Source organism: Gordonia sp. NPDC003425 (assembly GCF_053588635.1).
The window spans coordinates 346,090-359,501 of the sequence record NZ_JBSFQI010000002.1; the positions used below are offsets into that span (position 1 = coordinate 346,090).

At 68.2% G+C, this 13,412-nt stretch carries 13 protein-coding genes; 4 read left to right on the forward strand and 9 right to left on the reverse strand.

Annotated features, from left to right (window positions below; all coding sequences use genetic code 11):
* Positions 1 to 78 precede the first annotated feature (78 nt).
* Both mshD and ACWDTD_RS04130 read right to left on the reverse strand, forming a co-directional pair.
* Positions 79 to 966: a mycothiol synthase gene (gene mshD, locus ACWDTD_RS04125; protein ID WP_449745935.1), complete on the reverse strand. Its 888-nt coding sequence runs from the start codon at positions 964 to 966 to the stop codon at positions 79 to 81.
* Between the two features lie 22 nt (positions 967 to 988).
* Complete coding sequence (locus ACWDTD_RS04130) at positions 989 to 1,792, reverse strand: winged helix-turn-helix transcriptional regulator (protein ID WP_449745780.1); 804 nt, start codon at positions 1,790 to 1,792, stop codon at positions 989 to 991.
* 147 nt (positions 1,793 to 1,939) lie between these two features.
* Between ACWDTD_RS04130 and ACWDTD_RS04135 the strand changes: the two genes are divergently transcribed.
* From ACWDTD_RS04135 to ACWDTD_RS04145, 3 genes are all read left to right on the forward strand, one after another.
* Entirely contained in the window at positions 1,940 to 2,896 is a 957-nt protein-coding gene (locus tag ACWDTD_RS04135; RefSeq protein ID WP_449745781.1) for an LmeA family phospholipid-binding protein, read from the forward strand.
* Between the two features lie 329 nt (positions 2,897 to 3,225).
* Positions 3,226 to 4,065, forward strand: coding sequence for a sulfurtransferase (locus ACWDTD_RS04140; RefSeq protein WP_449745782.1), 840 nt, complete (start codon positions 3,226 to 3,228; stop codon positions 4,063 to 4,065).
* Positions 4,066 to 4,067: 2 nt separating this feature from the next.
* Complete coding sequence (locus ACWDTD_RS04145) at positions 4,068 to 4,373, forward strand: DUF1416 domain-containing protein (RefSeq protein ID WP_449745783.1); 306 nt, start codon at positions 4,068 to 4,070, stop codon at positions 4,371 to 4,373.
* Positions 4,374 to 4,416: 43 nt separating this feature from the next.
* Here the strand turns inward: ACWDTD_RS04145 and ACWDTD_RS04150 are convergent, their stop codons facing one another.
* Both ACWDTD_RS04150 and ACWDTD_RS04155 read right to left on the reverse strand, forming a co-directional pair.
* Positions 4,417 to 4,911: a MarR family winged helix-turn-helix transcriptional regulator gene (locus ACWDTD_RS04150; protein ID WP_449745784.1), complete on the reverse strand. Its 495-nt coding sequence runs from the start codon at positions 4,909 to 4,911 to the stop codon at positions 4,417 to 4,419.
* A complete protein-coding gene (locus ACWDTD_RS04155; RefSeq protein WP_449745785.1) occupies positions 4,908 to 5,336 on the reverse strand; it encodes an SRPBCC domain-containing protein in 429 nt (142 codons plus the stop codon). Before ACWDTD_RS04155 ends, ACWDTD_RS04150 begins: the two co-directional genes overlap by 4 nt.
* Before the next feature lie 230 nt (positions 5,337 to 5,566).
* Between ACWDTD_RS04155 and ACWDTD_RS04160 the strand changes: the two genes are divergently transcribed.
* Positions 5,567 to 6,241 (forward strand): FABP family protein, encoded by a 675-nt coding sequence (locus tag ACWDTD_RS04160; protein WP_449745786.1) that lies wholly within the window; start codon positions 5,567 to 5,569, stop codon positions 6,239 to 6,241.
* A gap of 10 nt (positions 6,242 to 6,251) precedes the next feature.
* Here the strand turns inward: ACWDTD_RS04160 and ACWDTD_RS04165 are convergent, their stop codons facing one another.
* The 5 genes from ACWDTD_RS04165 to ACWDTD_RS04185 form a co-directional block, all read right to left on the reverse strand.
* On the reverse strand, positions 6,252 to 6,710 hold the full coding sequence (locus ACWDTD_RS04165) for a hypothetical protein (protein ID WP_449745787.1): 459 nt from the start codon (positions 6,708 to 6,710) through the stop codon (positions 6,252 to 6,254).
* Positions 6,711 to 7,214: 504 nt separating this feature from the next.
* Positions 7,215 to 8,945, reverse strand: a complete 1,731-nt coding sequence (gene cydC, locus ACWDTD_RS04170; protein ID WP_449745936.1) for a thiol reductant ABC exporter subunit CydC — start codon at positions 8,943 to 8,945, stop codon at positions 7,215 to 7,217.
* A 31-nt stretch (positions 8,946 to 8,976) separates the two neighbouring features.
* Positions 8,977 to 10,638, reverse strand: a complete 1,662-nt coding sequence (gene cydD / locus ACWDTD_RS04175) for a thiol reductant ABC exporter subunit CydD (RefSeq protein WP_449745937.1) — start codon at positions 10,636 to 10,638, stop codon at positions 8,977 to 8,979.
* A gap of 101 nt (positions 10,639 to 10,739) precedes the next feature.
* Complete coding sequence (gene cydB / locus ACWDTD_RS04180) at positions 10,740 to 11,822, reverse strand: cytochrome d ubiquinol oxidase subunit II (protein ID WP_449745788.1); 1,083 nt, start codon at positions 11,820 to 11,822, stop codon at positions 10,740 to 10,742.
* Positions 11,823 to 11,833: 11 nt separating this feature from the next.
* Positions 11,834 to 13,390, reverse strand: a complete 1,557-nt coding sequence (locus ACWDTD_RS04185) for a cytochrome ubiquinol oxidase subunit I (protein WP_449745789.1) — start codon at positions 13,388 to 13,390, stop codon at positions 11,834 to 11,836.
* Positions 13,391 to 13,412: the final 22 nt, after the last annotated feature.

Below are 13,412 nucleotides of genomic sequence, written 5' to 3' on the forward strand. Positions count from 1 at the left end.
AAAGTTCGCTGGTGGACGCCTCGGGCATCAAAGGTGAACGGAAGATGAATTGGACATCGTCGTCATGTCGACGGTGGCTCAGCCGTAGGCGACGTCGACCGCGTACCGGGTGAATCCCAGCCTTTCGTAGGTGTGCAGCGCCGCGGCGTTGTCCCCTTCGACGTACAGCATCACCGTGCCGATGCCCTGCTCGGCCAGATAATGCAGTCCGGCCAGGGTCAGCATGCGACCGAGTCCACGGCCTTGGGCCTGCGGGTCGACACCGACGATGTAGACCTCACCGAGATCGGCATCCTGTCGTTTGGTCCAGTGGAATCCGAGCAACCTCGACCCCTCGGCGGCGTCGAACGCCAGGAACAGGCCCGCGGGATCGAACCAGTCGCTCTCGACACGCTCCCGGATCTGTGCGTCGGTCCAGCCGCCCTGCTCGGGGTGCCAGGCGAACGCGGCGTTGTTCACCCGCAGGATCTCCGCGTCGTCGGCCGGACCGGAGTACGTGCGCAACCGGATCGACGGGTCGGTGACGAGCGGCTCGAGCGGGACCGATGTGCCGGGCGAGAGCGGGCGGCGCAACTGCAGCAGCTCACGCACCGGACTCAATCCCATCGCCGCAGCCAGTGCCGCTGCACCCGGCAGATCGCCGTGGGCCCAGGCGCGCGGCGGGAGTTGCTGGGCACCCCCGAGATCGTGCGCGGCGGCGAAGGCGGTATCGAGAAGTCGGCGTCCGTGTCCGCGGCGGCGGTGCGCAGGGTCGACGACCGCCTCGATCATCGCCGGTTCACCGTCGCGCCCGGCCGTGATGTTGGCGTAGCCGACCGCGGAGGCGACATGACGGACGTCGGTGTCATCGGAGTCGATGGCCAGCAATGCCTGTTCGGACAGCGGCGACACCCCGTCGGCAATCGTCGCCTGCTCCACCAGGCGATGTGCGAGGCGTCTCGTGTCGGCATCGAGCCGCGTCACCACCGACGGGGAGTCGGGGGCGGCGTCAGCTTCCGCCGGCACGGATCTCCTCGACCACGTCGGCGTCGTCGAACGCGTCGCCGGACGGTCCCCCCACGACGTCTACGGCATCGGTGGCCGGCAGCTCGTCGAGCCCGCTGTCGGCGCCGCCGCCACGCCCTCGGGTGGGACGGACCGCCTTGTAGCCGACGTTGCGAACCGTACCGATCAGGGATTCGTGCTCACTGCCGAGTTTGGCCCGCAGCCGACGAACATGCACGTCCACCGTGCGCGTGCCACCGAAGAAGTCGTAGCCCCACACCTCCTGGAGCAACTGGGCGCGGGTGAACACCCGGCCGGCGTTCTGCGCCAGGTACTTGAGCAGCTCGAATTCCTTATAGGTGAGGTCGAGCGGCCGCCCCCGCAGACGCGCTGTGTAGGTGCCCTCGTCGATGATCAGCTCACCGAGCGTCACCTTGCCCGAGGACTCCTCGGCGGTCACCCCGCGGGTGCGCACCACCAGCAGACGCAACCTCGCGTCGAGTTCCGCGGGCCCCGTGGCAGGTAGGAGGAACTCGTCCAATCCCCAGTCCGCGTTCACCGCGACCAGGCCCCCCTCGGTCAGCACCGCGGCCACCGGCACCGACGATCCGGTGCTCCCCAGCAGTCGGCACAGCCCGCGGGCGGCGGCCAGATCGGTTCGTGCGTCGACGAGCGCGACGTCGGCGTTTCCGGCCTCCATCAGCGACGACACCTCCGTCGGTGCCACCCGGACCGTGTGCGCGAGCAGCGACAGGGACGGCAACACCGACTCCGGATTGGGATCGGCTGTCAATAGTAAGAGATCCACGTACCACTCCGATCTCGTTGTCCCACCCCGAACTCGTACCGCCGGGACACTCGCCCTCCGCGCCCGGTCGTCATCGCGCTCGACGACGAACGTCTTTGTTTACGTCGGCTTACCGTTGTGTGCGCGATAGATGACAGAATAGCGCCAATGTCGCGTTCTGCTGTTAACAAGGCAGCGCCCGAGGGCGTAGAGGCGAATGCGGACGCCGACGCCCGCCCCTCCCGCCGGGTTCGGCGCGGTCTCATCGTCGCCGTCGCGGGGGTCCTCGTGATCGTCGTCACCGCGGTCGTCGCCGACTTCGCCGCCGCGGCCGGCGGCGAGTACCGCTTCTCGCGCTCGCTGCAATCCTCGCCGCGGGTGAGATTCGATCCGGAGGTCACGCTACGCGGTTTCCCCTATGTCCGGCACGCCGCCGACGGCAGCTTCCCCGGCGCGGTGATCACCGCACGCGGCGTCTCGGTGGCCGGCTGCGACATCCACGGCGGCTGCACCGCCGAACTGGGGGCGACGCTCGGACCGTTCGAGGTTGCCGACGGCTGGTCGATCGGCGCCACCGATGAACTGCGCACCGCGTCGCTGCAGGCCTACACCCGCCTCGATTCGGTCAACCTCGGACGTTTCCTGGGCATCCTCGATCTCACCGTGAACACCCCGGCACCCACCGGGAAGGCGGGGGCAGGAGGGCCGCAGGACGGCCTGCTGCGGCGCTCGTCCGGGGTGCTGCTCACCGGTACCGTCCCCCTGCCGCCGACGCCGGCCCCTCCGGTGACCGGTTACCCGACTCCCGCCGACACCCCGTCGGCGGCGGCATATCCCGGCGCCACCGCCAAGGTCAGCGTCGACGTCGACCTGTCGGTACGCGACGGACGGCTACATCTGGAGGCCACCGGCTTCTACACCGGCCCGGAGGAGCACGTGACCGACCCCGCGGTCTCCGGCGGCGACGACGCGCTGCGCACCGCGGTGCTGCGTCGTTTCTCGATCACCCTGCCGCCGATCCCGCTGCCCTGGGGTGTGACGCCGACCGGAGCGCACAGCGAGGGCAGTGATGTGCTGCTGGTCGCCGACACCGGACCGCGCACACTGCGTCCCGACTCGTTCTGACCGCAACCCGGCACCCCGATTGGGGTGTGGGTGGCCCTGTTGTACCCTCGGGTCATGCAACCGCGCCGTGAGTTCATGCTCACCCGCCGACGGGCGATCGACTTCTGTCGCGTCGTCGACTGTTGCTGTCTCTAGAGGGGTGAGTGTCGCCGGTACCGGCACGTTCACCTCGATGACGGCCGGTGCGGATTGTGCGTCCACGGACGCTGCCTGCGAGATCTCGCACGATGATGCCCCTGCCGCCATCACCTGCCGAAGTGTTCGGCCATGCCGTGTCGGCACTTCATCCATCCCCCACCGAGAAAATCTCCGGAAGGAATCCGAGAAAAATGGCACGTTCCGACGTCCTGGTCAGCGCCGATTGGGCTGAGCAGAATCTGCACACCGACAAGGTGGTGTTCGTCGAGGTCGACGAGGACACCAGCGCTTATGACGGCGGCCACATCGAAGGCGCCGTCAAGCTCGACTGGAAGACCGACCTGCAGGATCCGGTCCGCCGCGACTTCGTCGACCGCGAGCAGTTCTCCAAGCTGCTCTCCGAGCGCGGCATCGCCAACGACGACACCGTCGTCCTCTACGGCGGCAACAACAACTGGTTCGCCGCCTACGCGTACTGGTACTTCAAGCTCTACGGCCACCAGGACGTCAAGCTGCTCGACGGCGGACGCAAGAAGTGGGAGCTCGACGGTCGCCCGCTGTCGACCGACGCCGTCACCCGCCCGGCCACCGAGTACAAGGCCGCCGACCCCGACGTCTCGATCCGCGCATTCCGCGACGAGGTGGTCGACGCCATCGGCGTGAAGAACCTGGTGGACGTGCGCAGCCCCGACGAATTCTCCGGCAAGATCCTGGCCCCCGCCCACCTGCCCCAGGAGCAGAGCCAGCGTCCCGGCCACATCCCCGGCGCCATCAACGTGCCGTGGAGCAAGGCCGCCAACGAGGACGGCACCTTCCGCTCCGACGACGAGCTCACCGCGATCTACGCCGACGCCGGTCTCGACGGCGAGAAGGAGACCATCGCCTACTGCCGCATCGGTGAGCGTTCGAGCCACACCTGGTTCGTGCTCCAGGAGCTGCTGGGCCACAAGAACGTCAAGAACTACGACGGCAGCTGGACCGAATACGGTTCGCTGGTCGGCGTGCCGGTCGAGCTGGGAGAAGGAAAGTAATCATGTGTGCTGCACCCAAACAGGGACAGAAACTGCCCGCGGGCGTCGACGTGGAGAAGGAGACCGTCCTGACCGGACAGGTCACTGACGGCTCCGGTAACCCCGTGGCCGGCGCCTTCGTGCGTCTGCTCGATTCGACCGGCGAGTTCACCGCCGAGGTCGTTGCCAGCCCCACCGGCGATTTCCGCTTCTTCGCCGCACCGGGCACCTGGACGCTGCGCGCGCTCAGCTCAGTCGGCAACGGCGAGCAGACCGTCAGCCCGGAAGGCCCCGGCGTGCACGATCAGGACATCGCCGTCGCGAAGTGAGCCGCGCGCGATAACGCCGACTCACCGAGTCCCCGAGGCCCGGTCACCCCGTGTGGGTGACCGGGCCTCGGTCGTCGGGGACGCGGGCTCGTTCGGTGAGTTCACGTAGCCGCCCCCGCATGTCGTCGCGATCGGACCCGAAGAAGCGTGCGTCCACCTCGGCGACCGTTCGCACCGAGCGGTGCACCAGTTCGGATCCGGCCGGGGTGACGACGATCCGGTTCGACCGCGCATCACCCGGGGCGGGTTCGCGGCGCACCAGGTGCCGCCCCTCGAGCGTGCGCAACACCTTCGACGTCATCATCCGATCCGCGCCCGCCATGTCGGCGACGTCCTGCTGGGTTGGCGATTCACTCTGCGCCGCAAGGAAATTGGCCGATGCGAGGATCGTGAACTGGGTCATGGTGAGGCCGGCGTCGCGCAGCGCGGCATCGACGGCCGCCCGCCACGCCAGCGCGGCGTGGTGCAACCAGAAACCCGCACTCGCCCGCGGTCCACGCGGACCGGAAGGCGACGGCCCGACCGGGGTTTGGCTCATCGCGTGCCCGACACGTCGTGGGCGCGCCGCTCGAGGGCGTCGAAGGTGGCGGGCATCGCCGCAATCACCCGGGGCCCCCACCACAGCCGGAACAGCACTTGCAGGGGTCCGGTGACCGTGTAGGTCTTACGCACGAAGGTCGCGTCTCCGCGTTCCTCGAGATCGTGCTCGATCCGTAGTTCGCCGCCGGGCAGCGGACTCGATGCCACCCACCGCGCCGGCGCGCTCACCTCGGTGATGGTGGCGGTTCCGCCAGGGTTGCCCTTCTGCTTCGAATCGATCGTGCTGCCCACCGCGAACGCGCCGGTCAGCGCCGCACGTTGCTCTCTGGGGCCCCACTCGGGAAACGCATCGACGTCGGTCCACACCTTCCATACCGCGTCGCGGGGGGCCTCGATGATGGCGTCGGCAAGAAATCGGTACATGACGAGCTCCTCGGGTTGTTGTCGAGACAACATTAATGGTTGTCGTGACAACAATCAAGATCTGATCCCCGTCGCGGCGTCGTGCATCTCCACCTCACCCGGAGAACCCGGACGTGCTGGTTGTAGAATCCGGGTGTGGTCCTCTTCTTCGAAATCCTGCTGGTCCTGGCGGCGATCCTGATCACCTGGTTCGCCGTGTACGTGCTCTATCGACTGGTGACCGACGAGTCGTGACCTCCCCCGAGGAGAACGTGTCCGACGACGCCTTCCCCGGAGGTCAGCCGCGCCGTTCTGGTGACGAGGCGATCAGTCAGGCCGAGGCACGCGCCGCCGAGAGCGGCAGCCGCGAGCGCAACGTCCCTTCGTGGGACGACCTCCCGCTGCCTGCCGACACCGCCAACCTCCGTCGTGGTGCCGACCTGCACCCCGGCCTGCTGGCGCTGCTACCCCTGGTGGGGGTATGGCGCGGCGAGGGCGAGGCCAACAATCCGGAGACCGGCGAGGACTATCACTTCGCCCAGCAGATCGTGGTCAGCCACGACGGCCAGGACTTCCTGAACTGGGAATCGCGGTCGTGGGTGATCGACGAGGACGCCAAGTTCGTCCGGCCCGACCTGCGGGAGACCGGCTACTGGCGCATCACCGAGGACGATTCCATCGAACTTCTGCTCGCCCACGCCGAGGGCTGGGTGGAGTTGTTCTACGGACGCCCGCTGAACCAGACGTCGTGGAACCTCACCACCGATGCCGTGGTGCGGTCGGAGACCGCGCGGCATGCGGGTAACGCCAAGCGCCTCTACGGCATCGTGCCCGACGGCGACCTCGCCTACGTCGAGGAGCGTGTGGACCCCGACGGCGACCTCATCCCCCGACTTTCGGCAAAGCTGCGTCGCCACGTCGGATAAGCGCACCCGGTCAGCACGCGCGCACGTCTCGGCATCGCAGGGTTGGCGCGGGTCCGTCGAAGAGGAATTGCACGGGCAGCGGGTCGTCGTCGATGATCTCGCCGATCAGGACCGGGTGGCCGTTGAGGCGTTCGGCCTGGACGATATGCAACTCGGTCTCCGGGAGAATCCGGGCGCTCCCGCGCGGGACGTAGGTGAACCTGGTGCCCTCGGTGCCCGCCGTGCCCGGCACCGACAGCACCGCGAGGTCGCTGTCACTGTCGTTGTGCAGCACCAGATGTCCGGTGTCACCGTCATGTGCGCCGAGGCGACTGTAGGCGAGTCCACAGACATGACCGATCACCCAGTTCGCCGCACCGTCGTTGGTCCATTCCCGATCACCCGGGGCCAGGAAGCGCGATCGGATCACCGCGGCCTGGCCGGCCCCCAGCCGTCGACTGCGTTGGGTCACCATTGTCATGGTCCTCATCACCGAACCTCCTGTTGGATTCCTGTGTTCCCATTCCATTACTTAGGGACGACAAGGGCATGCGTAGTGCACTACCCCATCTGAGGCGGTGACGGCGCCCGGGTGGACGCGCATACTCACCCGGCGCCCCGGACACGGAACGACCCCCGCATCACCCGAGTGCGTCGGGCGCGTCGACCGGACGGTCGGATGCGGGGGTCGGGTGGCCACCTGGTATTCACCGAGGCGAACGGGCCGAGTGCTTTCAGGCGGTCCGCGTCAGCGGATGGTCACCTCACGTGTCCGTATGTCATACAACTTCAGACCACCTCCTCTCTCGTGTACCGACGAACGTACGCCCGCTGTCGGGACCCGGCAACGCATTTATGCCGGCGGGGGGTTTCGACAGGCTCAACCAGCGGGCGGGGGCGCACAACCAGCGGGCGAGGGTGGTTTCGACAGGCTCAACCAGCGGTCGGGACGCTCAACCAGCGGCGGGCACGCACAACCAGCGAGCGGGGACGCTCAACCGGCGGCGGGGGCGGGTTCGAGGTCGATGACGGTGACACCTCGGGGACTCCGGCGAAGCTCCTGCGGCAGTTGATGAGTCACCACCACCACGATGCGGTCGCGGCCGAACATGCCGCCGTCGGTGGTCAGCATGCGTCGCATCAGGGCTTCCGCGTCGGCGACGTCGAGGTGTTCGGTGGGTTCGTCGAGCAGCACCACCGGCGCGCGGTGCAGCAACGCTCGCGCCAGCAGCAACCGACGGCGCTGCCCACCGCTGATGGCCTCGGCGCCGCCGGTCAGCACCGTGTCGAGGCCGTCGGGCAGCGCGTCGAGCCAGTCCGCGAGACCCACGTCGGCGAGTGCAGCGCGCATCTCCGCGTCGGTGACATCGCCGCGGGCCACTCGCAGGTTCTCCCCCACCGAGGTGGAGAAGATGTGGGCTTCCTCAGCGAAATAGCATGCTGCCGAACGCAGTTCGACCGGCGCCGCATCGGTGTCGACGCACTCGACCGCGCCCGCGCGGGGCGCCAGCAGTCCGGCGAGGGTGAGCAGCAGTGTCGACTTCCCGATCCCGCTCGGCCCGATCACCCCGATCCGGGCGCCCGGTTCGAGGATGGCCGACACCCCGCCCTCGGGACCGAGCACCGGTGGGACCACAGTGCCGTCGGCGGGCCAGCCCCAGCGCAGTGCGTCGAGCCGCATCTGCACCGGGCCGTCGTGCACGGGTACGTCGATCGTGGTGTCCGTCCCCGGCTCGTCGGCCCCATCGTGCGCGCCGTCGACGAGCGCCATCACCCGGGCGGCACTCTGCCTGCTGCGCTCGAGTTGGATGCCCGCCTCGGTGAGCGGTGCGGTCGATTCGAACGCCGACAGCGGCAGCAGGATCAGCACGCCGAGAATCATCGGGGTGAGTCCTTCACCGCTGGCCACCGACGCCAGCGACCCGGGTACCGCCGACGCCAGATGAATTCCGATGAGGCAGGCCGCGATCAGCGAGGCGCCCAATGAGAGCGGGGTGGCCGCGGCGGCCAGCGATTCGGTGCGCACGCCACGGTCGGCGGCGGCGATGGCGTCGCGGTCGGCCCGGCGCGCCTCATCGAGGACCGACGTGCGTCGACGCGCCACGACGAGTTCGGAAGCGTGCCACAGCGCCGTCGACGTGGCCTCGGCCGAGCGTGCCGACGCCTGCGCGCCGTCGGCGATGGCGCGGGCCGATCCGCGGGCGGCCAGCCAGGGTGCGATGACACCGCTGACGATCAATGCGACGGCCAGCACGATCGCCGCCCAGCCGGAGACGAGCGCCATGATCGCAACGGCGGCCGCCGACGTGGTCAGTCCCACCCCGATGGGGATCAGTCCGCGGATCAGCGCGTTGCCGATCTCGTCGATGTCGTCGCCGGTGCGGGTGAGCAGATCGCCTCGACGCAGCGTCACCGAATATGCAGGCGAACCGGATGCCAGTGCGAGATAGAGCTTTTCGCGCGCGGTGGCCATCGCACCGAGCGCGAGGTCGTGCGTGGCGAGTCGTTCCAGGTAGCGGAACAACCCGCGGGAGATACCCAGCGCGCGCACCGCGGTGATGGCCACCGACAGGAAGAGCACCGGCGGCATCTGCCAGGCCCGGGTGATCAGCCACGCCGACAATGCGGCCAGCCCGAGCGCCGACAATGCGCCCGCCACACCGAGCAACAGCGACTTGGCCACCGGCCATCCGCGCAGACCGAGGAAGCGCAGCGCGCGGAGCAGCGGGTCCTCCAGGGACTTGGGGGCCTTCGGTTCAGCCGACACCGATCACCTCCGGGAACTCGATCACCGCGTCGGCGAAGTCGCGGGCGATGTCGCGGTGGGCCACCACGATCACGGTGTCACCCGCCCGGGCACGGTCAGCGAGAGCGGCCAGCAGCGCCGTCTCCGACCCCGCGTCGAGGTGGGCGGTGGGCTCGTCGAGTAGCAGCAGCGGCGCCGGCGAGGCCAGCACCCGGGTGAGCGCCAGTCGCTGACGCTGCCCGGCCGAGAGCCCCACCCCGCCTGCCCCCAGCACGGTCTCGCGCCCATCCGGCAGCGTGGCCAGCACGTCGTCGAAACCCGTTGCGGCAGCGGCACGTCGCAGTGCGTCCTCGCCGAGCACTCCGAACAGCGACAGATTGTCGGCCACGGTGCCGGGCACCACCACCGGCTGCTGCGGCAGCCATGCCACCTGCTCGAAGTAGGCGGTGGGTTCGAGTTCGGTCACCGGGATCGAACCCACGAGCACCGAGCCGTCGTCGGGGGTGAGCAGACCGAGGATCGCGGCCAGCGTGGTCGACTTGCCCGAGCCGTTAGGTCCGGTGAAGACGGTCAGTTCGCCGGGCCGCGCCGTCGCGGTGAGCGCATAGGGCGCCCAGCCGTCGCGTCCGTGCACCCCGACGTCGAGGAGGCCGATCGGCTCACCGGCCACCGAACAGGTGCGGGTGCGGCCCGCGGTGGATGCGACCGGTGCGTCACCGGACTCGATGAGGTCGAGCACCTGCTCCGAGGCGGTCACCCCGTCGCTGGAGTTGTGGAACTGCGCGCCTACCTGCCGTAACGGCAGGTAGGCCTCGGGGGCCAGGATGAGCGCGAGAACGCCTGCGTACAAACTCATCTCGCCGTACACCAGACGCAGACCGATGCCGACCGCGACGAGCGCCACGCACAGCGTCGAGAGCAGTTCGAGCACCCCACCGGACAGGAACGCCACCCGTAGCGCCGACATGGTGCTGCGTTTGTGGGCGGCACCGAGTTCGGCCACCCGCGCGGCGGGCGCCTTGGCGCGGTTGAGTGCGCGCAGCGTGGGCAGGCCGGTGACGAGGTCGAGCAGCTGCGCGGTGAGCCTGCTCATCGTTTCCAGCTTGCGGGTGGTGCGGTCGCGGGTCATCAGCCCGATCAGGATCATGAACAGCGGGATCAGCGGCAGGGTCACCAGGATGATCACCGCCGACGGCCAGTCGGTCAGTCCGATGACCAGCACCACCGTCGGCGTCACCAGCACCGTGACGATGAGCGCGGGCACATACCCGGACAGATAGGGTCGCAGCGCGTCGAGGCCGCGCAACAGCACCGTGGTGGCATGTTCGCGGCGCCGCAACAGGTCTCGGGGCGGTGTACGTTCCGGGTCGGTGAGCACCGCCAGCGCCCGCGACCGCAACTCGGCGATCGTCGCCGCCGACGCACGATGCGCGTAGCGGTCGTGCGCGAAGCTCGTGGCCACCCGCACCAGCAGCGCCGCGCCGAGCACCCACAGGTGGGTGGCCTGCGCCGCGACGGAGCGCCGGGACGGGTCGGTGATCAATTCGGAGAGGATCGACGCGGTCATCGCGGCGGCGACGATCACCGCGCCGACGGTGACCGCGGCGAGCAGCGCCGTGACCACCACGTAGATGCGGGTGGTCGGCGAATAACGCAGCAGCCGCGGGTCCAGCGGTGGTCGCCCACGGCGCTGGGCCGGGGCGTCGCCCGGACCTGATCCGGACGCGACGGCGCCGACCGCCCGGTCGGCCCGGTCGGTCGGCGCCGTGTCCGTCACTCCGCGTCGACCTTCAGCGACGACAGGCCGCTCGGGGCGGGGATGTCATCGACGCTGATGCGCTTGCGGAACACCCAGTAGCTCCACGCCTGATAGCAGATCACCACCGGCGTGACGAGCACCGCGGCCCAGGTCATCACCGTGAGCGTGTAGTGGCTCGACGACGTGTTGTCGATGGTGAGGTTGTAGGCGGGGTTGGTGCTCGACGGCAGCACGTTCGGGTACAGCACCGCGAACAGCGTCGCGACCGTGCCGGCGATGGCGATCGACGTGCACAGGAACGCGATACCCTCGCGGCCCACCTGGGTGGCGGCCGCCATTCCCACGGCGGCCACTGCGGCGATCAGCACCGGAATCCAGGTCCATCCGTTGCCGTAGGCGAATTGCGTCCACAGCAGGAACGCCGCGGCCACCACCAGGGTCGGGATCGCCAGACGCTTGGCGTAGACCATCGCGTCCTGCTGCAGCACCCCACCGGTCTTGAGCGCGAGGAACACCGCACCATGGGTGAGGAAGACCAGCAGCGTGGTCAGCCCGCCGAGTAGCGCGTAGGGGTTCAGCAGGTTGAAGAAGCCGCCCGTGTACTGCGCATTGGCGTCGATGGGGATGCCGCGGATCACGTTGGCGAACGCCACACCCCACAGGATCGCGGGAATCCACGACCCCAGTCCGATGCCGATGTCACACCAGGTGCGCCATTTCGGGTCGTTGATCTTGCCGCGCCACTCGATCGACACGACACGGGTGATCAGTCCGACCAGGATCAGGAACAGCGGCAGGTAGAAGGCGGTGAACATCGTGGCGTACCACCCGCCGAACGCGGCGAACAACGCACCGCCGGCGGTGAGCAGCCATACCTCGTTGCCGTCCCACACCGGGCCGATCGTGTTGAGCAGCACGCGACGTCGCTTGTCGGGGTCGGCGGCGTCCTCGTGCTTGCCCACCTTCTCGTCGCCGCCGGTGTGGCTCGACCCGAGGAACGGCATCAGCATGCCCACCCCGAAGTCGAATCCCTCGAGCACGAAGTACCCGACGAAGAGAACCGCGATGATCAGAAACCAGAATTCTTGAAGTCCCATCGGTCCACTCCTCAGTAAGCGAACGAAAGTTGCTTGGGCTCATCGGAATCCGTCGGCTCCGATGGGGGTGTTGCGTCGTAGGCGCTCGGCCCCTCGATCACGTAGCGGCGCTGCAGCAGGAACCAGACGACGCCGAGTGCGCCGTAGAGCACGGTGAAGCCGATCAGGGTCACCCACACCACCGGGGCGGTGTGATTGGAGACGCCGTCCTGCACCAGCATGTGAATCCGGAGCGGATCGAGGTTGTCCTGCCAGTTGGGTGCCACCACCCACGGCTGGCGGCCCATCTCGGTGAAGATCCAGCCCGACGAGTTCGCCAGGAACGGCGTCGGGATCATCCACAGCGCGAAAGTGCCGAAGCGCCTCGATTCCACCACCTTCTTCTTCCGGGTCAGCCACAGCCCGCCGAGGGCGACGATGACCGAACCCAGCGCCCAGGTGATCATGGCGCGGAAGCCCCAGTAGGTCACGAACAGGTTGGGCGCGAAGTTCTGGTTCGGCATGTTCAGCGCTTCCTGGTACTGCTGTTGCAGTTGGTTGACGCCTTGCAGCGTCTCACCGAAGCGGTGGGTGGCCAGGAACGACAGCATGCCGGGAACCTCGACCACGTGATCGATGTTCTCGCAGTTGTTCTGCCGGCCGACCGACAATATCGAGAAGCCCGGATTGTCCGCGGTGTTGCACAGCGACTCCGCGGCGGCCATCTTCATCGGCTGCTGCTTGAACATGATCTGGGCCTGCAGGTCGCCGGTGATGATCACCGCGATACCCGCGACGATGGTCACCCACAGTGCGAACCGGGTCACCGGGCGCCACAACTGGCGGGCGTCGCGTTCGAGATCTTCGGGCGTGGCGTCGATGTGACTCGGCGAGCTGGTCTTGGGCATGCCCGAGGCGTCACCGGTCTCGATGGCCTCCCGCAGCTTCTTGGCGCGGTACATGTTGCGTGCCATCCACCAGCATCCGATCGCGGCGACAAACGTGCCCGCGGTGAGGAAGGCACCCGCCACGACGTGTGGGAAGGCGGCCAGGGTGGTGTTGTTGGTGATCACGGCCCAGAAGTTGTTCATCGCCGGGCGGTTGCGGGTGTCGTCCCAGGCGACACCGACCGGATGCTGCATGAACGAGTTCGCCGCGATGATGAAATACGCCGACGCGTTCACGCCGATCGCCGCCAGCCAGATGGTGGCCAGGTGCACGCGTCGTGGCAGGCGGTCCCAACCGAAGATCCACAGCCCGATGAACGTCGATTCGAGGAAGAATGCGATGAGACCCTCGAGGGCCAGCGGCGCGCCGAACACGTCGGCGACGAAACGGCTGTATTCGCTCCAGTTCATGCCGAACTGGAACTCCTGCACGATGCCGGTGGCGACACCGAGCGCGAAGTTGATGAGGAACAGCTTCCCGAAGAACTTGGTGGCCCGCAGCCACTGCTCGTTGCCGGTGACATGCCACACCGACTGCATCACCGCGATCATCGGGGCGAGCCCGATCGTCAGCGGAACCAATATGAAGTGGTAGACGGTGGTGATACCGAACTGCCACCGGGAGACATCCAGTGCGTTCATCGCGCCTCGAATCGCGTAGCCG